This is a genomic window from Methylophaga sp. UBA3603 (genome assembly GCF_002375335.1).
Classification (GTDB): Bacteria; Pseudomonadota; Gammaproteobacteria; order Nitrosococcales; family Methylophagaceae; genus Methylophaga.
Genome location: NZ_DFMC01000009.1, coordinates 661,927 through 688,070, shown reverse-complemented (window position 1 = coordinate 688,070; position 26,144 = coordinate 661,927). Strand labels below are relative to the sequence as shown.

At 46.2% G+C, this 26,144-nt stretch carries 23 protein-coding genes; 2 read left to right on the top strand and 21 right to left on the bottom strand.

Annotation, left to right across the window (positions count from 1 at the left end; translation table 11 throughout):
* Nucleotides 1–8: 8 nt before the first annotated feature.
* The 16 genes from eno to B4F66_RS10460 form a co-directional block, all read right to left on the bottom strand.
* Complete coding sequence (gene eno / locus B4F66_RS10535) at nt 9–1,289, bottom strand: phosphopyruvate hydratase (protein ID WP_292355915.1); 1,281 nt, start codon at nt 1,287–1,289, stop codon at nt 9–11.
* A gap of 60 nt (nt 1,290–1,349) precedes the next feature.
* Nucleotides 1,350–2,186, bottom strand: a complete 837-nt coding sequence (gene kdsA, locus B4F66_RS10530) for a 3-deoxy-8-phosphooctulonate synthase (protein WP_014706720.1) — start codon at nt 2,184–2,186, stop codon at nt 1,350–1,352.
* The gene (gene pyrG / locus B4F66_RS10525; protein WP_292355918.1) at nt 2,186–3,823 is read right to left on the bottom strand and encodes a CTP synthase; all 1,638 of its coding nucleotides are present in this window, start codon (nt 3,821–3,823) and stop codon (nt 2,186–2,188) included. Before pyrG ends, kdsA begins: the two co-directional genes overlap by 1 nt.
* 105 nt (nt 3,824–3,928) lie before the next feature.
* Nucleotides 3,929–5,257, bottom strand: a complete 1,329-nt coding sequence (tilS, locus tag B4F66_RS10520) for a tRNA lysidine(34) synthetase TilS (RefSeq protein WP_292355920.1) — start codon at nt 5,255–5,257, stop codon at nt 3,929–3,931.
* Between the two features lie 20 nt (nt 5,258–5,277).
* On the bottom strand, nt 5,278–6,234 hold the full coding sequence (locus B4F66_RS10515; RefSeq protein ID WP_292355922.1) for an acetyl-CoA carboxylase carboxyltransferase subunit alpha: 957 nt from the start codon (nt 6,232–6,234) through the stop codon (nt 5,278–5,280).
* Nucleotides 6,235–6,349: 115 nt separating this feature from the next.
* On the bottom strand, nt 6,350–7,453 hold the full coding sequence (locus B4F66_RS10510; RefSeq protein ID WP_463671362.1) for a PilT/PilU family type 4a pilus ATPase: 1,104 nt from the start codon (nt 7,451–7,453) through the stop codon (nt 6,350–6,352).
* A gap of 80 nt (nt 7,454–7,533) precedes the next feature.
* Nucleotides 7,534–11,019 (bottom strand): DNA polymerase III subunit alpha, encoded by a 3,486-nt coding sequence (gene dnaE, locus B4F66_RS10505; RefSeq protein WP_292355926.1) that lies wholly within the window; start codon nt 11,017–11,019, stop codon nt 7,534–7,536.
* A 75-nt stretch (nt 11,020–11,094) separates the two neighbouring features.
* Entirely contained in the window at nt 11,095–12,144 is a 1,050-nt protein-coding gene (nagZ, locus tag B4F66_RS10500) for a beta-N-acetylhexosaminidase (protein ID WP_292355928.1), read from the bottom strand.
* A gap of 9 nt (nt 12,145–12,153) precedes the next feature.
* The gene (locus B4F66_RS10495) at nt 12,154–12,639 is read right to left on the bottom strand and encodes a L,D-transpeptidase (RefSeq protein ID WP_292355930.1); all 486 of its coding nucleotides are present in this window, start codon (nt 12,637–12,639) and stop codon (nt 12,154–12,156) included.
* Nucleotides 12,640–12,668: 29 nt separating this feature from the next.
* Nucleotides 12,669–13,685, bottom strand: coding sequence for a vWA domain-containing protein (locus B4F66_RS10490; RefSeq protein ID WP_292355932.1), 1,017 nt, complete (start codon nt 13,683–13,685; stop codon nt 12,669–12,671).
* A gap of 80 nt (nt 13,686–13,765) precedes the next feature.
* Nucleotides 13,766–14,704, bottom strand: coding sequence for a VWA domain-containing protein (locus B4F66_RS10485; protein WP_292403270.1), 939 nt, complete (start codon nt 14,702–14,704; stop codon nt 13,766–13,768).
* Nucleotides 14,701–15,240, bottom strand: a complete 540-nt coding sequence (locus B4F66_RS10480) for an MxaK protein (protein ID WP_292355936.1) — start codon at nt 15,238–15,240, stop codon at nt 14,701–14,703. Before B4F66_RS10480 ends, B4F66_RS10485 begins: the two co-directional genes overlap by 4 nt.
* Nucleotides 15,233–16,249, bottom strand: coding sequence for a VWA domain-containing protein (locus B4F66_RS10475; RefSeq protein WP_292355938.1), 1,017 nt, complete (start codon nt 16,247–16,249; stop codon nt 15,233–15,235). Before B4F66_RS10475 ends, B4F66_RS10480 begins: the two co-directional genes overlap by 8 nt.
* Nucleotides 16,246–17,085: a hypothetical protein gene (locus B4F66_RS10470; RefSeq protein ID WP_292355940.1), complete on the bottom strand. Its 840-nt coding sequence runs from the start codon at nt 17,083–17,085 to the stop codon at nt 16,246–16,248. Before B4F66_RS10470 ends, B4F66_RS10475 begins: the two co-directional genes overlap by 4 nt.
* Before the next feature lie 11 nt (nt 17,086–17,096).
* A complete protein-coding gene (locus B4F66_RS10465) occupies nt 17,097–17,981 on the bottom strand; it encodes a DUF58 domain-containing protein (RefSeq protein WP_292355942.1) in 885 nt (294 codons plus the stop codon).
* 12 nt (nt 17,982–17,993) lie between these two features.
* On the bottom strand, nt 17,994–19,013 hold the full coding sequence (locus B4F66_RS10460; RefSeq protein ID WP_292355944.1) for an AAA family ATPase: 1,020 nt from the start codon (nt 19,011–19,013) through the stop codon (nt 17,994–17,996).
* Nucleotides 19,014–19,720: 707 nt separating this feature from the next.
* On the opposite strand from B4F66_RS10460, the gene B4F66_RS10455 reads away from it, so the two are divergent.
* Together B4F66_RS10455 and B4F66_RS10450 are read left to right on the top strand one after the other, a co-directional pair.
* The gene (locus B4F66_RS10455; protein WP_292411220.1) at nt 19,721–21,103 is read left to right on the top strand and encodes a histidine kinase; all 1,383 of its coding nucleotides are present in this window, start codon (nt 19,721–19,723) and stop codon (nt 21,101–21,103) included.
* Nucleotides 21,096–21,764 carry a response regulator gene (locus B4F66_RS10450; RefSeq protein WP_292355948.1) on the top strand — a complete coding sequence of 223 codons (669 nt, stop codon included), beginning with the start codon at nt 21,096–21,098 and terminating at the stop codon, nt 21,762–21,764. Before B4F66_RS10455 ends, B4F66_RS10450 begins: the two co-directional genes overlap by 8 nt.
* Nucleotides 21,765–21,780: 16 nt before the next feature.
* On the opposite strand, the gene ahpF is transcribed toward B4F66_RS10450, so the two are convergent.
* The 5 genes from ahpF to B4F66_RS10425 all read right to left on the bottom strand — a co-directional run bounded on the left by ahpF (nt 21,781) and on the right by B4F66_RS10425 (nt 26,144).
* Nucleotides 21,781–23,352, bottom strand: coding sequence for an alkyl hydroperoxide reductase subunit F (ahpF, locus tag B4F66_RS10445; protein ID WP_292355950.1), 1,572 nt, complete (start codon nt 23,350–23,352; stop codon nt 21,781–21,783).
* Between the two features lie 139 nt (nt 23,353–23,491).
* A complete protein-coding gene (gene ahpC / locus B4F66_RS10440) occupies nt 23,492–24,058 on the bottom strand; it encodes an alkyl hydroperoxide reductase subunit C (RefSeq protein ID WP_104934625.1) in 567 nt (188 codons plus the stop codon).
* 177 nt (nt 24,059–24,235) lie between these two features.
* Nucleotides 24,236–24,307 carry a pyrroloquinoline quinone precursor peptide PqqA gene (pqqA, locus tag B4F66_RS10435; RefSeq protein WP_081443609.1) on the bottom strand — a complete coding sequence of 24 codons (72 nt, stop codon included), beginning with the start codon at nt 24,305–24,307 and terminating at the stop codon, nt 24,236–24,238.
* A 112-nt stretch (nt 24,308–24,419) separates the two neighbouring features.
* A complete protein-coding gene (bioA, locus tag B4F66_RS10430; protein WP_292356044.1) occupies nt 24,420–25,724 on the bottom strand; it encodes an adenosylmethionine--8-amino-7-oxononanoate transaminase in 1,305 nt (434 codons plus the stop codon).
* An 87-nt stretch (nt 25,725–25,811) separates the two neighbouring features.
* Nucleotides 25,812–26,144 (bottom strand): HesB/IscA family protein, encoded by a 333-nt coding sequence (locus tag B4F66_RS10425; protein ID WP_292355953.1) that lies wholly within the window; start codon nt 26,142–26,144, stop codon nt 25,812–25,814.

Sequence of the window (26,144 nt, the reverse complement as noted above, 5' to 3'; positions counted from 1 at the left end):
GTCAAACTTCACTGACAGGCGAAAGCCCGCAACCCCGGATAAATTGCTGCAGCGCCCAGTTCAGCTTCAATACGCAGCAACTGATTATATTTTGCTACCCGGTCTGAACGCGACATTGAGCCAGTCTTGATTTGACCACATTGGGTGCCCACCGCCAAATCAGCAATAAACGTATCTTCAGTCTCGCCACTGCGATGGGATGCAATTGATTTATAGCCTGCTTCAGCGGCCATATTCATTGCATGAAGTGTTTCACTCAACGTGCCAATTTGATTCAGCTTAATCAAGATCGCGTTGGCCACCTTGGCTTCAATGCCCTTCTGCAGAATCGCACTGTTGGTAACAAATAAATCATCACCCACCAATTGAATACGATCCCCTAAACGATCGGTCAGCAACTTCCATCCCTGCCAGTCATTTTCATCCATGCCATCCTCAATGCTGATGATTGGATACTTGTTGCACCAGTTTTCCAGCAAATCGGTTAATTCAGCCGCGGTGAGACTACGCTGTTCGGATTCCAGACGATACATACCGTCTTTATAAAACTCGGAACTGGCGACATCCAGCGCGATCATGACATCACGGCCCGGCTCATAGCCGGCCTGTTTGATGGCTTGCATAATCAGTTCCATAGCGGCTTCATTTGACGCCAGATCGGGGGCAAATCCACCTTCATCGCCCACAGCGGTATTAAGACCCTGGGCTAATAAAACTGCTTTTAACTGATGAAATACTTCTGCTCCGGCACGAACGGCTTCTTTGAAGCTTTTGGCACCGACTGGCACAATCATGAATTCCTGAAAATCAACACTATTATCAGCGTGTGATCCACCATTGATAATGTTCATCATCGGTACCGGCAAGGTCACCGCCTTATCTCCACCAAGATAGCGATATAAAGGCAAACCCTGTTCATCCGCACCGGCTACTGCTGCCGCCATGGAAACCGCCAGAATTGCGTTGGCGCCAAGACGTTGTTTATTATCAGTACCATCACAGGCAATGAGTTTTTCATCCAGGCTGGATTGATCGAGACAATCCATTCCAACAACAGCCGCACGTAACTCAGTATTGATTGCTTCAACAGCTTTGGTTACGCCTTTGCCCAGATAACGTGACTTATCGCCATCGCGTAACTCAATCGCTTCACGTTCGCCAGTTGAAGCACCTGAAGGTACAGCTGCTCTTCCCATAGCACCACTGGCAAGAATAACGTCAGCTTCGACCGTAGGATTACCACGAGAATCAATGATCTCACGGCCACGAACATCTATAATTTTACTCATAATTGTCTCCATCTATAGTTGAAGTTGCCAGACAATAACCCTGTTCTGGCATGCCACCTGTTACAGGTAGGCGTCTTCAATAAAGTCTTGTTGTTTAACTGTTTTATCGATAGCAATCAGCGTTTCCAGTAAAGCCTGCATTTTATGCAGTGGCCAGGAATTCGGTCCATCACTTAGGGCTTTTTCAGGATCCGGATGCGTTTCCATGAACAAGCCAGCAATGCCAGCCGCTACTGCAGAACGTGCCAGTACAGGTACAAACTGTCTCTGGCCACCGCTTTTGCCACCCTGACCACCAGGTTGCTGCACTGAGTGGGTGGCATCGAATACTACCGGGCAATCCATATGACGCATGGTCGGTAAACCACGCATATCTGAAATCAATGTGTTATAACCAAATGAGGTACCACGTTCACATAACATGATCTGCTGGTTACCCGTTGATTTGGCTTTATCCGCGACATGCTGCATATCCCATGGCGCCAGAAACTGACCTTTTTTGATGTTTACCGGTAATCCCTGGCTGGCAACATTAATAATAAAATTGGTCTGACGACATAAGAAAGCTGGGGTTTGCAATACATCGACCACACTGGCAACTTCTGCCAGCGGAGTGTCTTCATGAACGTCTGTCAGAATAGGGAGGCCGAATTCTTTTTTAACCTTTTCCAGAATCGCCATACCCGCTTCAAGACCAGGACCGCGATAGGTATTAGTAGAAGTACGATTGGCTTTATCGAATGAGGATTTGTAGATAAAAGGGATACCCAGTTTGTCTGTCATCTCTTTTAACTGACCAGCCACATCCATGGTCATTTGTTCACTTTCGATAACACAGGTGCCGGCAATCAAAAACAACGGTTGTTTACCACCAACTTCATGACCACATAATTGCATTACTGCTGTCCTCGTTTTTTATGATTCGCCACCGCAGCATTGATAAAACCTTCAAATAATCGATGTCCGTGTCTTGGAGTGGAGGTGAACTCTGGATGGAACTGACAGGCCACAAACCAGGGATGGCCTGGAATCTCGACCATTTCTGCCAGTGAGTTATCTTTTGACATGCCAGAAAACAGTAATCCGGCATCTTCCAGTTTCTGTTTGTAATTATTGTTGAACTCATAACGATGACGATGACGCTCAACGATTTCATCAGCACCGTAAATCTGTTGTGCCAGAGATCCTGGTTTCAGTACACAGGGATAACCGCCCAAGCGCATGGTGCCACCCAGATCTGAATCATGATCACGCTGTTCTACACTGCCATCCTCTTTCTGCCATTCTGTAATAAGACCTATCACAGGATCTGGCGTATTAGGTTCAAACTCGGTACTGAAAGCCTGTGTCAGGCCTGCTTTATGACGAGCATATTCGATGACGGCCACCTGCATCCCCAAACAAATTCCCAGATACGGGATATTGTTTTCGCGGGCAAACTGGGCGGTTGAAATCATACCTTCGACACCACGTTTTCCAAAGCCGCCAGGCACCAGAATGGCATCCATATCGGCAATACTGTTGGTGCCATTTTTCTCGATCATTTCAGAATCGACATAATGCACATTGACCTTGGTACGGGTATGAATACCGGCATGAACCAAGGCTTCGGAAAGGGATTTATAGGCTTCGGTCAACTCCATATATTTGCCGACCATGGCTATATTGACTTCACCCTGCGGGTTGGAGAGATTTTCATAAACCTGCTGCCACTGACTCAGATCGGCCGGTTTAGCATCAAGTCCCAGTTGTTTCACCACAATGTCATCAAGACCTTGTTTGTGTAACTCCATTGGTATCTTGTAAATGCTGTCTACATCAATACAGGTGATAACCGATTTTTCAGGCACATTGGTAAACAATGAAATCTTGCGGCGTTCGGATTCCGGTAGGGGACGATCCATACGACACAGCAAAACATCCGGTTGAATACCGATAGTGCGCAGTTCTTTTACGGAATGCTGAGTGGGTTTGGTTTTGATTTCACCGGCAGAAGCAATATAGGGCACCAATGTCAGATGAATAAACAAGGCACGATCACGGCCTAATTCAGTGGCCATCTGACGAATGGTTTCCAAAAACGGTAATGACTCAATATCGCCGACCGTTCCACCGATTTCCACCAGTGCAACATCGGCATCGCCAGCGCCTTCATAAACACAGCGTTTGATTTCATCGGTTATATGCGGAATGACCTGCACCGTATTGCCAAGATATTCTCCCCGGCGTTCTTTACGGATAACATTTTCATAGATTTGGCCAGTCGTATGGTTATTGCGGCTGGTCATATTGGCATCAATAAATCGCTCGTAGTGACCTAAATCCAGATCGGTTTCAGCACCATCATCCGTTACAAACACCTCACCATGTTGCAGTGGGCTCATTGTTCCGGGATCAACGTTGATGTAGGGATCGAGTTTAATCATTGTGACCTTCAGGCCACGAGCTTCTAGAATCGCTGCCAGTGAAGCCGCCGCGATTCCCTTACCGAGAGACGACACAACACCACCAGTGACAAATATAAATTTAGTCATATTATGGAGAGTTTTTGCAATAGCGGTGCAGCCAGAATAGCCACACTCAAAAATATCGTCATAAAGTATCAGAATTGCCCGAGTCGCTCAATCAAAATATCCCCATCAAGTCTGTTCAATCACTGGTAACCAGCCAGTTTCATCGGATAAAGGCTTGGCTGTTTCTGCACAGGCATACCCAACAATTGCGACTAATTGCTGGTTGGCAAACAACAACGGAATTGAATCGCGTTGCCAAACCGGGATTTGCCATTCCTGGAACAACTTTTTTAATGATTGATGATGAGACTTGCCAGCTAGCTGGATTTTTTCTCCACCCTGACGAAACGTTAATGCTAAACCAGAGCGAAACAATTCGGCACGAATCCCTTCTCCCCTTGCAGCTTTCCAAACTAACTGATGCTCAGCATCCAACAATATGGGCTGTTGATCGTAAAGCAGATTCACGGATGAAGCCGGTAAAGGATGTTGTCTTAACCAACTGATATAAAGTGTGTTCTGATACCGTCTGGCAATGTATTGGCTCCAACTGACCTGAGGCTGCCCATCTGCTGCGGCTTGACAGACTTCCATTAAAATCCGTTGCAAATTTATGCTTGACGGCAGCACCATATTTAACTGTTTTATAAAAAATCGCAGCACATTGCGTTGCCTTGGCTCACTCAAAGCCTGCAATTTGGTAATGTTTAAACTGCCATTAATTGAATTAGCTTCAACAGAAATTAAATCTTGTTCCGCTATCTCATCCAACAGAATTTGGCTTTCCTGCAGGTTATTTGCTGAACGTGCCAGATTTCGGTTTAAGGCAGGCCAACGTTGTTGTAACAATGGCCAGATTTGATGACGTAGGAAGTTACGATTTATCTTGGTATTTTGATTACTGGGATCTTCAATCCACTGCAACTGATGTGTTGTTGCGTATTCAAATAACGCTTCTCTGGAAATAGTCAACAATGGCCGAACAATCTGCATTTTCTGCCATTGAGATATTACTTTCATCGCTCCTAATCCACGAGTGCCAGCCCCTCGCAGTAATTGCAGCATCAAGGTTTCAGCCTGATCTTGCAAATGTTGTCCAGTTAGCAAAATGCCATCATCGTTAATCAGTTGATGAATAGCTTGATAACGCGCAGTCCGTGCGGCCGATTCAAGGCCTGACTGATTAATATCTGTAACTGTCACTTTCAAGCAGTGAAAAGGCATGTGTAATGAAGCAGCAACCTGTCGACAGTGTTCAGTCCAACGGGCAGATTGAGATTGCAGCTGATGGTCGACATGCACGACCTGTATTTTTTGGAGAAACTGCTCACGATGTGTTGCCAGAAAATGCAGCAGCACATGGGAGTCCATACCACCGCTGTAGGCCACCCATAAAGTAGAAGATCCGCAATATTTGCGGATCTTCTGAATAACTAATTCTGTGTCAAAAGACACTTGTATAAACCAGGGCCTGTTTATCCTTCAAAGGCACCATAATTAAGCAAACGTTGTTGACGGCGTTTAACCAGTTCATCAACCGGCATCGCCTGTAACTGTTTAATTTTAGTATTGATTGCTGTTTTCATATTTGCCATCAGTGCTTCAGGATCACGATGCGCACCACCCAGGGGTTCTTTGACAATTTCATCGATTAACCCCAGGGATTTCAGACGATCTGAAGTCACGCCAAGTGTTGCGGCAGCATCAGAAGCTTTTTCAGCGCTCTTCCAAAGAATGGAGGCACAGCCTTCCGGTGAAATAACCGAATAAATACTGTATTGCAGCATCATTAAATGATCTGCAACACCGATTGCCAGCGCACCGCCTGAGCCACCCTCACCGATAACGGTGCTGATGATGGGGGTTTTTAATTTAGCCATTTCAAACAGATTTCGAGCAATGGCTTCACTCTGACCGCGCTCTTCAGCACCGATACCGGGATATGCACCTGGCGTATCAATAAAGGTCAATACTGGCATACCAAAGCGTTCGGCCAGTTTCATCACCCGTAACGCTTTACGATAGCCTTCTGGGCGTGGCATACCGAAATTACGAGCCACTTTTTCTTTGGTATCACGGCCTTTCTGATGACCAATAACAATCACCGGCTGGCCGTTGAAACGGCCCATTCCGGTAATTAATGCCTGGTCATCGGCGTAGGCGCGATCACCATGCAATTCTTCGAAGTCAGTGATCAGATATTTGATGTAATCGAACGTATAAGGTCGCTGCGGATGGCGAGCCATTTGGGTGACTTGCCATGGCGTCAATCCGGAAAAAATCGAGCGCGTAAGCGATTCACTTTTTTCCTTAAGCTTCTGAATTTCTTCGGTGATATTCAGATCGCTGTCATTGCTCATGTAGCGAAGTTCGTCGATTTTAGCTTCCAGCTCGGCAATAGGCTGCTCGTAGTCAAGGAAATTCAACTGCATTACAAAATTACCTTCGAATCAAAATAGTTCGATTATACACGCACTAGGGCTTGTTGATCTTTCATATCTACCACTGCTGACGACTATGAAAGATCAGCAAACCCTATCGTTACGCTCAGCTGAGGATTAATTCGTCTTCTGCATCGCTGTCATCATGGGTTGCCCCCATACGGATTTCCAGACTGAGGTCATTACGTGAATCGGCATTACGCAATGCATCCTCCTGAGAAATCTTGCCTTGCCGATACAGTGTCAACAACGCCTGGTCAAAGGTAATCGTCCCCGGTTCACTACTTTCTTTCATCGCATCCTTGATCGCACCGATCTGACCTTTATTAATCAATTCAGCGATATATGGCGAGCTGAGCATGACCTCCACCGCCGGCACCAGATTGCCATCCTGCACCGAAGGTAATAAACGCTGCGAGATGATGGCACGCAAATTCAGTGACAGATCCATCAGGATCTGACGATGCATCATTTCCGGGAAAAAGTTAATGATCCGATCCAGCGCCTGATTTGCATTATTAGCGTGCAAGGTCGCTAAACACAGATGACCGGTTTCAGAGTAATTGATAGCGTGCTTCATGGTGTCCATGTCGCGGATCTCACCAATCAGAATGACATCGGGTGCTTCACGCAAGGCATTTTTTAATGCATTTTCGTAAGAAAGAGTATCAATACCGACTTCGCGCTGTTGCACAATTGATCGCTGATGGGAATGCACAAATTCCAGTGGATCTTCAATGGTCAGAATATGTGATCCGGAATTTCGATTTCGATGACCAATCATTGCGGCCAACGTAGTGGACTTACCACTGCCGGTGGCACCGACAACTAGAATCAAACCACGTTTTTCCATCACCACATTACCCAGTACCGGTGGCAAACTCATTTCTTCAAAATTTGGAATATGGGTGCGAATATAGCGAATAACCATGGAGACTTCGCCCCGCTGCCGGAAGATATTGACCCGGAACCGGCCAACGCCATGGACTGGAACGGCAAAATTCATTTCCAGATTTTGTTCAAATTCAGCAATCTGTTGCTGATCCATTAATGAATAGGCGAGCTCTTTGACTTCACCTGTCAGCATTTTTTTACTGCCAACGGGGCGTATCACCCCTTGAATTTTGACTTGCGGTTCGGTCGCAGTACAAAAAAACAAATCTGAGGCTTCCTTATCAGCCATCAGTTTCAGGTAAGGCATCATTTCCACGTCAGCAATCCTTAGAATAAACGTTTGAGTTGCATTAATCGTACACGATTGACATCAGCCAACAAAGCGGATTAAGTCGCTTAATAGCGCACCGTCACAGTTTCACTAATTGGTAAATCTGCCAGCTCTTTCAACAGGGTATCCGATGGAGTGATTTGCCAGTCATGCCCCAGTCGGATCACTACTTCAGCATCCTGATTAACATACTTGAGTTCCACTGGAATTACACCACCACAAAATGGTGACATCACAGCTTGCATCTGCGAAATCCATTGTGCATCCTCACCTTGCTGCTTCACCGTCAATTGGACTGACTTACCAAATAATTCACGGGCTTTCTGTAAATCATAAACTGACTCTGCCGTACCAGCGAGACCGCCACTGAAATTATCCTGGCCAATCTTGCCCTGAATCACCACCAATTTATCCGGTTGTATAACATTTTGATATTGCTCATAGACATCGCCAAAAACCCGCACTTCCAGGCGGGCTGTCTGGTCATCCAGAGTAATAAACGCCATACGGCTGCCGTTTTTGGATTTCATCGTACGAATGGCCACAATCAAACCAGCAGTCAGTAATGGAATTTCATTACGTTGATAGCCTTTGGATTCAGGCGCATCCAGCTCACTGATTTTTTTTGGAATAAATTGGGCCAGCTCGGCAGCATAACGATCGATCGGGTGTCCGCTTAAATATAACCCCAGTGTTTCTTTCTCAGCACGTAATAACTGCTCTTCCTGCCATTCCGGCACATCTTCCAGCAAATCAGTTTGCGGTTGATCGGCATGAGATGGTTCAGCCAGGCCAAACAAATCATTCTGCCCACTGGCGGCATCACGCCGATGCTGCTCTGCAATCTGCATCGCCCGGCTGAGGCTGGATTCCAGACTGGCTCGATGTCCGCCAAGTGAATCAAATGCACCCGCTTTAACTAAAGATTCCATCACTCGGCGGTTGATTTTTTTCAGCTCAACCCGACGACAGAAATCAAATAATGAGGTAAATGCTTCGCCCTGCTCGCGTTCTGAAACAATACCTGCCAGTGCCGATTCACCTACCCCTTTGATGGCGCCCATGCCGTAACGGATAGTGGTTTCATTTTCTACGGTAAACTGGATTTTGCTGAAATTAACATCAGGCGGTAATACCGTCAGATTCATATCCCGGCATTCATCAATCAGGCCGACAACTTTATCCGTGTTGTCCATATCCGCTGATAATACTGCCGCCATAAACGCTGCTGGATAATGGGCTTTCAGCCAGGCCGTTTGATAGGCAACCAATGCATAAGCAGCTGAATGCGATTTGTTAAAACCGTACTCAGCAAACTTTTCCATCAAATCGAAAATCGGTCCTGCAGTGTTTTCCTCAATGCCACGATTTTTAGCACCTTCCAGGAAAATCTGTCGTTGCTTGGCCATTTCTTCGGGCTTTTTCTTACCCATCGCCCGGCGCAGCATATCGGCTTCCCCCAGACTATAACCGGCCAGAACCTGGGCGATTTGCATAACCTGTTCCTGATAAACGATTACCCCATAGGTAGGTTTCAGAACGGGTTCGAGATCGGGATGCGGATAATCGACTTTGGCCCGGCCATGTTTACGATTAACAAAGTCATCGACCATGCCCGATTGCAACGGCCCGGGTCGGAACAATGCCACCAAAGCGATAATATCTTCAAAATTATCCGGCTGCAGTCGCTTGATAAGCTCTTTCATACCGCGCGATTCCAACTGGAATACCGCAGTGGTTTCACACCGTTTTAATAAGTCGTAACTGGGTTTGTCATCCAGCGGCAGCAAGGTGATATCAATCTTGTCCGCCTCGTCAGCTGACAACATCGCTTTTACATTTTTAACCGCCCAGTCAATAACAGTCAGGGTTTTCAGGCCCAGAAAGTCAAATTTAACCAGACCGACACTTTCAACGTCGTCTTTATCATATTGCGACACCAGACCAGCGCCATTCTGTTCACAATATAACGGTGTGTAATCAGTCAGTTTTTTCGGTGCGATGACCACGCCACCGGCATGTTTACCGACGTTTCGGGTCAGACCTTCCAGCTGCAATGCCAAATCAATCAGCGTGCGAACGTCTTCTTCCTTGTCGTAACGTTCTTTAAGCTGAGGCTCTTGTTCCAGCGCCTTGCTCAGAGTCATTTTCAGTTCAAACGGCACCAGCTTGGCCAGTTGATCGACCATGCCATAAGGATGACCCAAAACACGGCCGACATCGCGCAATACCGCTTTGGCGGCCATGGTGCCGAAAGTAATGATCTGCGAGACATGATCCCGACCATAATGCCGGGACACATAATCGATAACGCGATCCCGGCCATCCATGCAAAAGTCGACGTCAAAGTCAGGCAGTGATACACGCTCCGGATTCAAAAACCGTTCAAACAGCAGATCGTATTGCAGCGGATCTATATCGGTAATTTTTAAAGCATAGGCTACCAGAGAGCCTGCACCGGAACCCCGTCCAGGTCCTACCGGAACCCCGTTATTCTTGGCCCAGCGAATAAAGTCGGCAACGATTAGAAAGTAACCTGGAAAGCCCATTTCATTGATAACGTCGAGTTCAATCTGCAGCCGTGATTCATATTCAGGGCGCTTTTGTTCACGCTCTGCCTCATCCGGAAACAACACCGGTAATCTTTCAGCAAGCCCCTCAAATGATTCCTTGGAGAAGAATTCCGCCAGTGTCATGCCATCAGGTACCGGGAAATCCGGCAGATAATGTTCGCCCAGTGTTAATTCAACATTACAGCGTTTGGCGATTTCGACCGTGTTGGTGATGGCTTCCGGAATATCGGCAAACAAACGCACCATTTCTTCCGGACTACGCAGATATTGCTGTTCGGAGTACATTCTTGGGCGACGCGGATCATCAAGCAACCGGCCTTCATTAATACAGACCTTGGCTTCATGGGCTTCAAACTGATCCGGAGTTAAAAAGCGCACATCGTTGGTCGCCACCACCGGCAAGTCTAGCTCACTGGCCAGTTGCAACGCCTGTTGAATATAACGTTCTTCATCATCGCGGCCAGTTCGCACCAGCTCCAGATAAAAGCGATCTGGAAACAACTGCATCCACTGTCTGGCCAATTGTTCAGCTTCTGTTTGTCGACCGCCCAACAAGTCACGGCCTAACAACCCTTCACGCCCGCCACTTAAACAAATCAACCCGTCAGTTTGTCCATCAAGCCATTCAGGTTCCAGCATTGGCACACCTAAATGCTGTCCTTCTGTATAGGCTCTTGAAATCAATCGTGACAAGTTGTGATAGCCCTTCATCGTGCTGCACAGCAACACCATACGCAGGCTTTTTTTGCTGTCACTGCTGTCCCGCAGCCGGATATCGGCACCAAGAATAGGTTTGACCCCGGCTTGCATTGCAGCGCTGTAAAGTTTTACGGCGGCAAACAGGTTATGTTGATCGGTAATGGCAATTGCAGGCATGCCAGAGGCAGCCGCTGCCTTGACCAGCGGTTTGATACGGACCAGTCCGTCAACCAGAGAATAATCAGTGTGTAAATGCAGGTGTACGAATTGCGAGGTCATTAGACAGTTTTTTAATTCAAAGCAAAATGATAACACTGCCGACTGGCGGTGTAGGGAGAATCAACCGAAAAAATATCAGGCAAGATCCAGTTGCCGATCAGTATCAGGAGCATAATTGGCAACGCTATAAACCGCCTGTTTCCATTGCTCGCTAGCCATTAGCGTCTCGCGGTCAATCGGGTGACGACCATGCAATCGAACCAGACGCATATGTCTTAGCGGATCGGCATCACATTTAAGGTTATCCAGCACACTTTCAACTTCTGAGGGGTTATTGCAAAGTAGCAACAAGTCACAACCCGCAGCTAAAGCAGCTTCTGCACGAGCTGTACTATCTCCCATAATGGCAGCACCTGCCATACTCAGATCATCACTGATTACTGCACCCTGGAAGCCCATACGCTTACGCAGAATTTCCTGGATCCAATAGGGTGAAAAGCCAGCCGGCAAACTGTCGCATTTTTCATAAACAATATGTGCTGGCATGATGCCCGCCAAGGTTTGTGAGCAAAGTTGCCTAAATGGCAGCATATCAGCCTGCCACATATCTTCCAGATAGCGTGTATCGATCGGCAGACCTGAATGCGAGTCGACTTCCACGGCACCATGACCAGGAAAATGTTTACCAACAGCTGCCATGTAAGCCTGTTTCATGCCGCTGATATAAGCAGCAGCCAGTTTGGTAACCGCTTGTGGATCCCGATGAAATGCACGATCACCAATCACTTCACTGATGCCGTAATCCAGATCCAGAACCGGTGCAAAACTGAAGTCCACTCCCACGGCACGAAGTTCTGCCGCCATTAACCAACCGGTTACTTCGGCTTGTTTAAGGGATTGTTGAGGATGTTGCATGTAATGCTGGCCTAACGTGCCAACAGGTGGAAGCCGGCTGAAGCCTTCACGAAACCGTTGTACCCGTCCACCTTCATGATCCACAGCAATGATGAGATGTGGTTGACGTATTGCGTGGATTTCAGAAGTCAGTGCAGCAATTTGTTCCGGAGATTCATAATTACGGCTGAACAGGATGACACCGCCAACCAATGGATGTTGAAGAATTTCTCTTTCTTTCTCACTGATCGTTACGCCGATCAGATCCACCATCAACGGGCCTAATGTCATGTAATTACCTTATTCGTGAATGAGGACTTTCAAACCGGGTTTGACCAGATCAAACAACGTCAGCAAATCCTGATTGTGCATGCGGATACAACCGTGGGATTTAGCGATGCCCATTGGCTCGCTATCCGGTGTGCCATGTATGTAAATATAGCGACGCATTGTATCAACATTTCCCAGTCGATTCCTGCCAAGTTCCAGTCCGCTTAACCAGATTATGCGCGTTAAAATCCAGTCTTTATCGGGAAATTGTTTCGCCAGCAGTGGTGAAAAAATTTCACCAGTAGGCCGTCTGCCACGAAACACGGTATTAACCGGTTGCCCCTCACCAATACATGCCCTGATTATATGCCAGCCTCTGGGAGTGCATCCTGAACCTTCCTGTTCACCGGGTCCATTTAAAGCCGTTGAAACAGATGCAGAAAACAGCACCTTGTCATCCCTTATTAGCTGGCAACGCTGCTGAGACAGAGAAATGTCGAGAAAAAGATTTGTCATGGTTAGATTTAAATTCAACCTGCTATTGGTCAATGACGTGTCGAACGATACGCCCGCGATACACCAAACCAAGTGTATATCTGTGATGCGGTCAGCAGCAACAAACCCACCATTGCTACCCATAGGAAATAGTCTGCCAGTGATTCACGCGGCATTTTGCGTTCGACTAGTAACGTCTGATAATGCTGTTGATCAATATTCTTCATGGCTGCTGCAAATTCATCGAGCGAACCAGCCTCAAAAGCCTGATAAGGAACCGACAGGCTTTTGAAAAAAGTATGTAAATGTCTTTCCGGTGCTCCCTGCCAGAGCACGCTTTCACCGGGCATTTCGTCAAGCGTCATGCCACTGACGGAACGCAGATAGATCCAATATAAACTGAGATTATTGTCCTGTAATATCTGGCTAATCCGTTGTTCCTGCTCAGCGGATAAAATTTGTCCTCCATCGGAAATCAACAACACAATTCGCGCTCCCCGATAGACTTCTCCATCAAACATTTCACCTGCTTTTTTTAATGCCACAGAGATATCGGTTTTGGTCAATCCGCGGCCTAACCCTCCTGCTTCAATAGTGGCCAGTGTGGTTTCCTTACTGTAGGTTAATGGCAAAATTCCGCTTGCCTGTTCACTGAAAAACACATAGCCAAAACGGTCATCAGGACGACTGGAAACAAACTCGGTCAAATAATAACGGGCAACACTGCGCTTGCTTTCCTTGAAATTCATTTTAGTGGAGAGACGATAGGTGTGACGGCGAGCAAAAGGCTGATCCATACTGCGACTGCGATCCAGCAAAATAATGACTTCTGCTCCCTGACCACTGCGCTGCACCGTATGTTCAGGGATATGTGGTTCTGCAACCGCCATGAGTAATGCAGCAATCACAATCGATGTCATTACACGCAGTGTATAACCCATAACTGTGGAAACAGTATCGTGAGGTAATAATGATTCCCAGACAATTTGCTTTTCAGTATTACGACTTACCCACGGCAGCAGCACCAGTGGCAATAAATAAAGCAGATATGGATGTGACCAACTCATGCTTTACAGACAATCAAACAGGTTAGAGAAGTTTCAATATTGAAATTCCATTTCGCCTGATAAAAAAGGTAAACTCCAGCTTACTCATGCTGTTTGGTGAACAGACTGTAAGGTAAAAATACCAGAAGCAGTAAAATTAAGGCGATTGATGCCAACCAGACAAACAAATCATATTTGACCGGTTGCTGCCGGGTGTCAGAAATTTTCTGCATTTCTTTGATCAGTTTCTGTGGGGATGTTGGTGAAGAAATAAACTCAAAGCCAACCCGTCTTGAGACCGTTTCCATATGAGACTTCTTCTGCGAAGATAAATGTTCTGTCCGCGGACGGTTATTATTGAGCTCGGCCGCATCTCCTCGACTTGATGCGTACACATCTTTATGCATAACCTCGTTGATCTCCCAATATCCCTCTATTTCACCAAACTCATTGGTTTTTGGAATAGGCACCAGATCACTCCCCCCAATACCGACGATCACTCCAGGTACTTCGCCTGGTGTGTCAGTGAATTTGGGAAAAAGTGTTTCATGAACCGGTGGCGCTTCATGACCATCAGTTAAAAATACAACCGTTGGCTGTGGGGTAATTTCTTTAGCCTGACGAATCGCTGTATAGAGCGCTTTGGATACTTCACTGGAACGAGCCCACGCCATCGTTGGATGAAATTGAGACAGCATCTGCATCAGATCATGATAATTGGCACAGACTTCAACGGGCGTCATCAGAATCAGGCTGCGAGCTTCACTGAAAATTGCCAGGCCGGCATGAGAACCACATGGCATACTCAAAATTGACTGACGGGTATATTCCTTGGCCCAGTCCAGTCGAGTAATGGTTTCACTGCCAAAGCTAACATCTTCCACGTTCATACTGTCGGTTATATCAATGACAAATAGACTGTCCATCACCTCTATTTCGCGATCCACCGGAGGTAACCATAGAGCCGCCATAATCATTAACAGACTGATCAGCATGACCAGAGCTGTTAAAAATATACGTTTAGGATAACTCAGCCTCATGGTAAATCAACCTTGAATGCCTTGGTTTCAATACTGCGCTCGCTGTAGATCTCCTGCTTTTTAAAATTACCATCTACTTCAGGATCTTCTGGCACTAAACGCAGTGCTACCTCAAGATTAAAGCGCGCATCCCAGAAATCCGGCTGTTGTTTCAGAGCACTGCGATAATCCTGTTTAGCTAATTCAACCAGTGGAATCATTTGCGGATCATTGCCATCCATTGCTATCGCTTCACGTAAATTGATGTTGCCACGATTGAAATAGGCAGCAGGTAACAACTCTGTTTGCTGGCTGCCAAGAACCAAGGTGTATTGCTCTAAAGCTGCATCGTTCTCGTTTTGTTCAACCAGATAGCTGCCTTGTGCAAAATGTGCCCGAGGATGCTCCGGAATCGTTTCATATTGTTCGGGAGCAATGACAAAAGCTTCAACTCTTTTTTGCTGCCATAACTGCCAACTTGATAACAACATCACACCAATGCTGATAACAAAAATCGACAGCAACACCCAGCGTAATAATTTTAATGTGTTACTCATGTGCTTTTCGAACTCCCCAGTAACTATATAGATGTGAACTTGCCAACGGCAGCATGGCAAGCAACGCTAACCATAAAAACCAGTCTGCCTTGGGTTCGTGCGGCACCAGCTCTTCGACAATCAAGGTCTGATATTGCTGTTCGTCAATTTCATCCATCGCCGCAGCAAACTCTTCCAATGATCCAGCTTCAAATGCCCGATAAGGAATGCCAATACTTTTAAAGAACTCATGAACTTTACGCTCGGGCAGATCGGTATAGAGAATATTGTCATTTTCCGACGGTTCCAGCGTCATGCCTTGTCTGGCTTTGAGATAAATCCAGTAAATACTAAGATTCATCTCCTTGTAACGTTTGGTGATTAATTCCATGGCTTCATCGGTCATTAACTGACCACCATCAGAGACCAGTAAAACAATTCGCGAACCACGATAGGGCTGATCCTCAAACATTAAAGCCGAATTCATTAACGCATCAGCCAGGTTGGTATCGGATAAGCCCTTACCTAAAGAATTTGCTTCAATCGTATTGAGAATAGCTTCTTTACTATAGGTCAGTGGTAACAGATTGATCGAATTCGTACTGAAGAAAACAAAACCAAACCGATCATCGGGACGTTTTTTTACAAACTCAGTCAGATAGGTTCGTGCAACCCGACGTTTGGAATTGTCGCCTGCAACAGAATAATTAGCAGCCTGAGTGGTCACAGCAAACGCATCGTCCATACTACGACTACGATCCAGCAGTAATACAATCTCAGCTCCCTCACCAAACCTCTCCACGGTTCGTTCCGGTATAGCCGGGCTGGCAACAGCGAGCAATAAAGCAGCAATAACCACGGAAGACAACACTTTCAACGTCAGGCTAATGGTTCGGGATAACGGATCGTGTGGTACTAGCGCTGTCCAGGCCACCGTTTTATCCAGATTGTTATTAAACCATGGTAATAACACCATCGGTAATAACAAAAATACAAGGGGGAAAGCCCATTCGAGCCCAAACAGCATCATGCCATTTTCTCCCTCGCCCGGCAGGCACGAGCCAGTTTAATCAAACTGTCAAAATCCGCATTCTGCTGAGGTTCCCGGCTGAAATAGTGTGATGCTGATTGCTGATAAAACCTTGTGATCTCTGGCTGTAAATCAGCTAACCACGGACAGGCATCCCACAATTGCTGAATCTGACTGTAAATCACCACCGTGCCGGCACTGTCATTAAATGCATGATGCATAACGCGTGTGGCAGCATCCACGTCTTTATGTCCAAACCAGCGTAATTTGTTCATTGAAAATACCGCTCTAGCAAACGGCAGACGTTTGCCCGGGCGTAAGCCAATATGCCAGACCAGCCATATAAGTGCCGTAATCAAAGCGACGGCAATGGCATATGTTAGTTGTTTTTGCAGCGAAGCAAAGTCTGCAGGAAGTAAACGCTGATCACCACGTAACGGAATTTCCATCGCATTTTCTTCAGTGGCATTCAAAAAAGATCCGGCAGAAAATTCAGCTGACGGAATATCCAGCAATTCACCCGCATTGGTTCTGAGGGTATAGGTGGGAGTCTGTAATGTGCGTGTTTCAGCAGGTACATTAACCAACTGATACTGCAGCTCAAGCACATTATTATTACTTGATATCTGCTGCAGATTAAGCCAAGGCCCATGTCGTTTGTTCAATTGCGGCAAACTGTCTGCATCAATATCGCTGACACTTACCGGCAGAACAATGCTGGTCGTTACAATATCACCAATCAAAAGGCCCCAACTGCGATCAATGTTAATGATCACATCCTGAGCCATGAGCTGACTACTGAAAATAAAACTGATAATGAGGATCCAACGGCGCATTATGTGCATTCCTATGATTTTTTCATGGCGGAGAAATACTGGGTCAATTGTTGTGGGGTGACCTCTCCAGAGACAAAAAGCGGCTTAACGCGATAGCGCATAAAACAGGCCGTCAATTTCTCAAAATGTTCATCCAATTGCTGCTGCCAACGTTTTTTGATACCCGGCCGAATCCATACGCTATGACGTTTTCCGGTCTCAGAATCCCTGGTTTCAGTCCAACCGGCATGTGAAGGCAGATGATCCACTTCATCATGTTGCCAGACGATAGGTATCACCGTGTAATGTGCCAACTTGCGTAAAGTGCGATCCACCAGGTCAATATCACAGCAAAAGTCTGATGCAATAAACACCATGGCTTTAGGGCTGGTAATCAAATCTGCAGCATCAAATAATCCTGCCGCGCCAGGCTCTGAAGGTGGCGCTGCATGAATGATTTTTTCAGCGGCCAAAGCAGGCATACTGCGCTGTCTGGTTGGCATCACTGAAACATCTTTACGCCACATGGCGTCAAATCCAGCCATGGCAAACCGATCGCCAAAGCCAATAGAGCTGTGAGCAATCATATGGGCCAGACGAGCCACCCGTTCATTACTGACACTTGAAACCGACATCGATCGGCTTAGGTCGGCAAGTAGCCATAAGGTAATAGAAGAGCGTTGCTGATAACGGCGAACCAGCCAGCGTTCCTGATTACCTAAAGCGGAATCGGCAATATTAGTGCGTAAACTGGCACGCACATCCAGACGCCGTGGGTCGGGGTAATCAAACAAGTCGGCAAAACCGGCAAAACGATCACCACTTCCCATTGCAGTTCCGTTGTGTGCACCTGGCACATGTCCGAAAACCTTATCTGGAAAGCGGTAGCTAAATTCCTGAGGTTGAATAGGCTTCATGATGAGGCCTGCTTACGGCGTAGCGATATGGTCGCGTAACGCCTGTACAAACTGCGGCATCAACTGCTCACGACGGCCATCATAGACCGGCGACAGGAATACACGATGGGTCAATGATGGCAGTAATACATAATGAATATCGTCAGGCATGACATGGTCACGCCCTTCCAGCCAGGCACAAACCTTGGCCGCACGAACCATCGCCGACATACCACGAACACTGGCGCCGGCAACGACCAGATCCTCTACGTAGACATCGGGTAAGGTAATACCGAGTTTATGAGGTTCCCAGCTGGCATCCCACAGACGTACGACATAGTTTTCAATTTCCGGAGAAACATAGACGCTATTCTGAATATCCCGATCCAGAGCATTCAAATCACGATAGTTCAGCAGTGGGTCACCTATTGAACTCAGCAATTCATCTACATCATGAAATGCCGGATCAAAAATCAATTTACGACGCTGTTCATCTTCAAGTGGTCGACTGATATTAATCTCGAACAGGAAACGATCTCGCGCTGCCGCACTAAGTTCAAAGGTTTCCTCTTTTTCCACGGCATTACGATCAGCAAATACGATCATATGCGGAAAACGATACTCTTTACCAAACGCTTCAGCACTTCGCTCGGCCATCGCTCTGAGCAGCAGTGATTGAACCTGGGGACGGGCACGGTTAATTTCATTAAAGAAAAACACCGCGGTTTCTTCGCCTTTGGCAATCAACGGACCAGGTTCGATGACCGGTTTACCATCAGCATTAACCCAGGCACTGTAAAGCAGATCGTTAGGCATTAAGTCCACACTACCTTCGATACGGCCAAATGCACCACCTAATGCTTTTGAGAAAGCCCGTAACAAGGTAGTTTTCCCCACCCCGACCCCGCCTTCAAGCAATACGTGGCCGCGAGCATGCAGTGCGATCAAGATCAAACGAATCGCCTGTTGCTGACCAATCACCACATTATTGACAACCTTTTCCAGTGCCAATGCATGTTCACGAGCAGTAGCTAATTGCTGCTTATCCGACATTCTCTCTCCCCTTTAAATAGGTAATTTTTTATTTTGAGCCTTATTCAAAAATCATTTTTCAAATGAAGGCTGTTTATCTAACGCATCTTTGCAAAGCGAGCAAAACCCTAGACTGACAGCAAATGCTGGAAAATCCCAGTGATTTGCTGTTTTAGTTTTGATTTTTATCGTTTGACTAGGGCTTGTTTATCTTTCATATCCACCACTGCTGGCGGCTATTTTTTCGTCCTACAAGGCGGAAATGATGCGATGTAGTTGTTCTACATAAGTCATTTCCAACGCCGTAGGGCGGAAAAATAGCCCCAGCCCTGCGGGTTGTGACTGAAAAAGCGCCACTCTGCGTTGCTCGTTGCTTATTTAGAATAACTAAAAGGCGCTCCTCGTGCCTTGATTGACGCTTTTTCAGCTCACAACAGAGGCGGAGATGAAAGATAAACAAGCCCTAGGTTTTGTTATCACAGGAATTTATCACTGAATATCAAAATGTGAAACCAGCTAACTAATAATAGATTTAAAATAAATACTCCATAAGCACTTAAAATGTTGTATCAGCTTTACTTGCAGAATGTTGTTTATTAAACAGTGAAAGCCAGTATCACACATCAGATATTTGCCCATGGACATCGGGCAAATATCCCGTTAACTGTGGTTCAGCTTTGCAGAGCCTATATCTGCGCCTAGACTATAGCGATTGTTTAGATGGATACATGATGAATCTCAGACTACAGCTTTTCTTTAGAATCATGCTGATAGGCTTTGTCTGTCTGGTCGTTAGTGCGGGTTATGTGCTTTATCAGACCGATCAGCAAGCCAAACTGGAGGCCGATCTGACTGCTTTGCGTATTGAAAAACAACTTACTCAGCAGTTACTGAAAATGTTCTCCCGTTATGATTACTCGATAGCTTTCCCGGATTCCAATATTTTGCAGCAACTGAATGGCGTGCCTGGCTCGTGTGTACAGTTTTTATCACGTACGGAAAGTCGTCGCCGCAGTTTGTGTAATGAAGTTGTGCATGATGAAACCCGATGGCCACAGTGGTTTGGTGAGCTTTATCAACAACTTTTCCAACCAAACTATGAAGCCAGTCGGCGGTTTTCATTTAATGCCATCACCTATGGCAACATTATTGTTTCGCTGAATATGGAAACTGAGATTGCCCGTGCCTGGAGTAATCTGCGTGCGGTGTTCGGTATTTTATCGGTAAGTATTCTGGCCGTATCGTTATTGGTGTTTATGACCATTCATCGGATGCTGCACCCGGCACAGCTTATCGTTCGTGGTCTGGAAAAAATGCGCCAGGGGGACTTGCAGACTCGTATCCCCAGTTTTGAAATAGGCGAATGGCGCCGCACCAGCGAAGCGATCAATGCGCTGGCCTCCACTCAGCAAGAGATTATGAATGAGAACCGTGAACTCGCACTGAAATTGATTAATGCACAGGAGGAAGAACATCGTTATATCAGTCGAGAACTACACGATGAGTTTGGTCAGTGTCTCGCCGGTATTAATGCTTTAACTACTTCTATCAGTCAGACTGCACGTAAGGACTGTCCTTCAATTATCAGTGAAACCGAAGGTATCAGTCATATAACGGCTCATATGATGTCCGCTTTGCGTGGATTATTAACCCGTTTGCGTCCAGCTGATGTCGATGAACTGGGACTGACAAGAAGTCTGGAAAAACTGATAAAAAGCTGGAATCAGCGCACTGGTGGAGAAACCCGATTTAAGCTTCAGATAGACGATGGGGTTGATTCATTACCAGAACCATTACCGGTCAATCTCTATCGGATTGTGCAGGAATCATTAACCAATATTGCCAAGCATGCTGATGCCAGTGAAGCAAACATCAAATTGAAATATGTTCATCAAAATCAGTTAACGCTGCAGGTTGAGGATAATGGTAAAGCCAAACGTGACAGCTTCAATCAGCATATGGGTGTAGGTTTATTGGGAATATCGGAACGCGTGAATGCTTTGGGCGGTAAAATCACCATGGATATCCAGAGCAAAGGCGGATTGAAACTGCTCATCAATTTACCGGTTAATCCAAAACCTGCACCGACAACGGAGCACCCGCATGTCTGAAAAATCGATTCAAATCCTGTTAGTTGATGACCATGCCATTGTGCGTGAAGGTTACCGCTCGCTGTTACAAAAACAACCCAATTTAACTGTAATAGCGGATGCCCGTGATGCTGCTGAGGCCTATCAGAATTATAAAACCTTCGAACCTGATGTGGTCATTATGGATATTTCCATGCCGGGACAAAGTGGTCTGGAAGCCATTTCACGCATCAGACAATATGATGGTCAGGCACGTATTCTGGTGTTCAGTATGCATCAGAATCCCAGCTTTGCATTACAGGCGATTCGAGCTGGTGCACTGGGGTATGTCACCAAAAGCAGCGATCCGACTTTGTTAATACATGGAATTTATCAGGTCTATGAAAACAAACTCAGTCTCAGTCCCGACGTGGCACAGGCATTGGCCGTAGAAAAACTGGGACAGGATAAAGCGAGGCTGGATGATTTAACGGTCAGAGAATTTGAGATTTTACGACTGTTACTTGAGGCCAATAATAACCAACAAATTGCAGACATTCTGAATATTAGTCCGAAAACTGTATCGAATTCACATTACATTATTAAACGAAAACTGGATGTGAATTCGGATATTGAACTCACCCGCCTCGCCATTCGCATGAAGCTATTAAACTTGCGCGATTTGATTGACGAGGCGGAATGAATTCAGCTTTCGTGGATTAGGCGGCTTTATCCTTATCATCAAACTCATTACGAATCAGATAATCAAAAGCACCCAGAGCTGCTCTGGCGCCTTCGCCCATTGCCATAATGATCTGCTTGTATGGAATGGTCGTCACATCACCGGCAGCAAAAACACCCGGCATTGAGGTGGCACCGTGAGAGTCAATTTCAATCTCACCGTATTTACTCAATGTGAGCGTGTCTTTTAACCAGTCGGTGTTGGGCAACAACCCAATCTGCACAAACACCCCAGCCAGCTCGACATGATGTGATTCCTCAGTTGCACGATCTTTATAATTCAGACCGTTCACTTTCTTGCCATCGCCAGTAATTTCGGTGGTTTGCGCACCAATAATTACCGTTACATTATTCAGACTGTGCAGTTTTTTCTGCAATACCGCATCGGCTTTCAGCTGATCGGCATATTCGAGCAGGGTTACATGTCCAACAATACCGGCCAGGTCAATTGCAGCTTCGACACCGGAGTTGCCGCCGCCGATTACCGCAACATGTTTACCTTTAAATAACGGACCATCACAGTGAGGGCAATAGGCAACGCCATGACCACGGTATTCTGCTTCACCCTGCACGCCCAGCTCACGCCAGCGGGCACCAGTCGCAATGATGATTGACTTACTGGTCAGAGTGGCACCGCTTTCCAGTTCCACTTCAAGCATTTTGCCTTTCTGACTTAATTTGTTGGCGCGCTGTAACTTCATCACGTCTACTTCATATTCCTTCACGTGTTCTTCAAGTGCAGCGACCAGTTTTGGCCCTTCGGTCTCTTTGACTGAAATAAAGTTTTCAATCGCCAGGGTATCCATTACCTGGCCACCAAAACGTTCAGCCACGATACCGGTACGAATTCCTTTACGTGATGCATAAATTGATGCAGAAGCACCAGCCGGTCCGCCACCAATAATCAATACATCATAGGGGTCCCGCTGACTGATTTTTTCTGCTTCACGTTTAATGGCACCCGTATCCAGTTTGCCGATAATTTCTGCCAGGCTCATACGGCCCTGACCGAATACCTCACCATTCAGGTAAACAGTCGGCACTGCCATAATCTGACGTGCTTCGACTTCTTCCGGATACAGTGCACCATCAATCATGGTGTGATGAATATTTGGATTCAACACCGCCATCAGGTTAAGCGCCTGTACCACTTCAGGGCAGTTCTGGCATGACAAGGAAATATAGGTTTCAAATACAAACTCGCCATCAAGCTGTTTGATTTGTTCAATCACTTCAGGCTCGGTCTTCATCGGATGCCCGCCGGTGTGCAGCAATGCCAAAACCAGTGAGGTAAACTCATGGCCCATCGGGATGCCGGCAAAACGGATTTGCTCCTGCCCTTCAGGCTGTTTAATACGGAATGAAGGTTTACGTGCATCGTTATCGGCATCAGAAAAGCTGACTTTGTCTGACATATCAGCAATTTCCACCAGCAACTCACGCATTTCCAGAGATTTTTTGCCATCATCCAGTGAGGCAATGATCTCAACTGGACGTTGCAGATTCTGCAGATAAGTTTTTAATTGCGCAGCAATATTAGCATCCAACATAAGGCACCTGCCTGTCTAAAATTCTATAAAGTATTTGGGTGATGTCCGGGCCGATCGGCCCGGACACACTGATCCAACGGATCAAGAATTTCGTAAGAAGTTGTCGTTAAATTAAACGACAACTTGCTTCAGATTTTCTTTAGATTTTGCCAACCAGATCCAGAGATGGTGACAAGGTTTCTTCACCTGGCTGCCATGAAGCTGGGCATACTTCACCATCATGTGAGGCAACATATTGAGCAGCCTGGATTTTACGAACCAGTTCTTTTGCACTACGGCCAATGCCAAGATCGTGAACTTCGCACACTTTGATCACACCTTCTGGGTCGATAACAAATGTGCCACGCAGCGCCAGACCTTCTTCTTCAATCATGACTTCAAAATTACGGCTGATAGCACCGGTTGCATCACCAAGCATTGGGAAGTTGATTTTCTTGATGGTTTCAGAAGCATCGTGCCATGCTTTGTGTGTGAAATGGGTATCAGTAGATACTGAGTAAACTTCAACGCCCATTTCCTGCAGTTTCGCGTAATGGTCGGCCAAATCACCCAGTTCAGTCGGGCAAACAAAGGTGAAGTCAGCTGGGTAAAAGAATACTACTGACCATTTACCTTTCAGATCAGCATCAGTAACAGGTATGAATTCGCCTTTGTGAAATGCAGTGGTTTTAAATGGTTTAACGGTTGTATTAATCAAAGTCGACATGGTCTACTCCTTGTTGATTGTCAAAAGCGACAATCGTCATTCTATGGCTCGATGATGCAACGGTCAAACAACTTAATTCTATTAATATAATCGGAATAAGCGATTGCAATACAGTCTTAATGAAAAAAGCCCCTGAAGCTAAACTTCAGAGGCTTTTAAAGTACGTTTGAACCGATATTAACGGTTGCAGATGTACATGGTTACTTCAAAACCGAAACGCATATCTGAATATTCTGGTTTAGTCCACATGATCATTTCTCCATTCTATTTTAAGGGTATCGCTATCCGCTTTTCTGGATAACGTGAGGAAGATATTACGCCGCAAAATACAGAAAACTATCAGGCATAATCTTGATCGGACTCAGGATTTTACTGATTCCTCCAACTTATTCACGATAGATTTTATCGCAGTAGTCAACGTAGTTAATTGCTCCGAGGTAATGATGTAAGGCGGCATGACATAAATCATTGAGCGAAATGGTCTTATCCATACGCCCTGCTCCACGATAAACCCTGGCAGCCAGTCCATAAACTTATCCAAAGGCTGATTTAGTTCCACCACCCCAATCGCCCCTTTGCTCCGAACATCTTTAACCAGTGAATGGGAAGATAGTTCATTTAGCTCATCCGTAAGCTGTGCTTCAATTGCCCGCACGCTTTGTTGCCAGTTTGATTCAAGTAATACATCAATACTTTCACAGGCTACGCGACATGCCAACGGGTTACCCATAAATGTCGGGCCATGCATCAACACCCCCTGTCCGTCAGCTGAGATCCCTTGTGCCACTCTGGTTTGACATAGTGTGGCCGCCAACGTCATGTACCCCCCTGTCAGCGCCTTACCTAAGCATAGAATATCTGGCACGACACCAGCTGTTTCATAAGCGAACAAATCGCCTGTCCGACCAAAACCAGTAGCTATTTCATCAAAAATCAGCAACACGCTATGCTTGTCACACAAAGTCCGAAGCTCACGCAGATATTGCGGACAATAAAAACGCATGCCCCCAGCGCCTTGCACCAACGGCTCGACAATCACTGCCGCCAGCTGTTCATGGTTGGCTTCAATTAATGCCCGCATTTCAGCAATATCACTGTCCTGCCATTCAACATCGTCGCGACAGGTGGGGGCTGGAGCAAACAGATGTTGTGGAAGTACCTTGGCAAACTGGGAATGCATGCCATTAACCGGATCACAAACCGCCATCGCGCCGAAGGTATCGCCGTGATAGCCGCTTCTTAGTGAAAGCAGTTTCTGCTTCTCTGTTTTACCCTGTGCAAACCAGTATTGAATCGCCATTTTAATAGCGACTTCAACTGATACCGAGCCGGAATCAGCCAGAAAGACATATTGCAGGGCATCATCAGTGATATCGATTAAACGTCGTGCCAGACTGACCGCCGGATCATGAGTCAAGCCGCCAAACATTACATGCGACATTTTATCGAGTTGATCTTTAGCTGCTGCATTAAGACGTGGATGGCCGTAACCATGAATAGCTGACCACCAGGAGGACATACCATCAATGATTTCGCGACCATTAGCCAATGTTAAATACACGCCTTTTGCCGAAATCACTTCATGTAAAAGCGGCGGATTTTCCACGCTACTATAGGGATGCCACAAATGCTGCGCATCAAATTGCAGATTGCTTAGTTCGGTCATGGTCGGAATTAAATCACGCTTAATGGTGGGATAAAACAAAACTGCCCGTACTTGACGGGCAGTATTCATTATAAAAAATTAATCGTTTTATTTTGTCACGCTGAAGCTCTCACCACAGCCACATTCAGAAGTGACATTCGGATTTATGAATTTGAAGCTCTGGTTCAGTCCTTCCTTAACAAAATCCAAAATCATGCCTTCCAACAGAGGCAGGTTATCTTTATCTACCACGACTTTGACATCGTCCTGCTCAATAATCATATCGTTGGCCGCAACGCTATCTGCGTAATCAAGGGCATAGCTATAACCTGAGCAGCCACTTTTGACTACCCCGATTCGTAAGCCAATGCCACTGTCACGCTTGGTAACCATGTCGCGAACGCGTTTTACTGCTGATTGTGTCAATGTAATTGTTGTCAT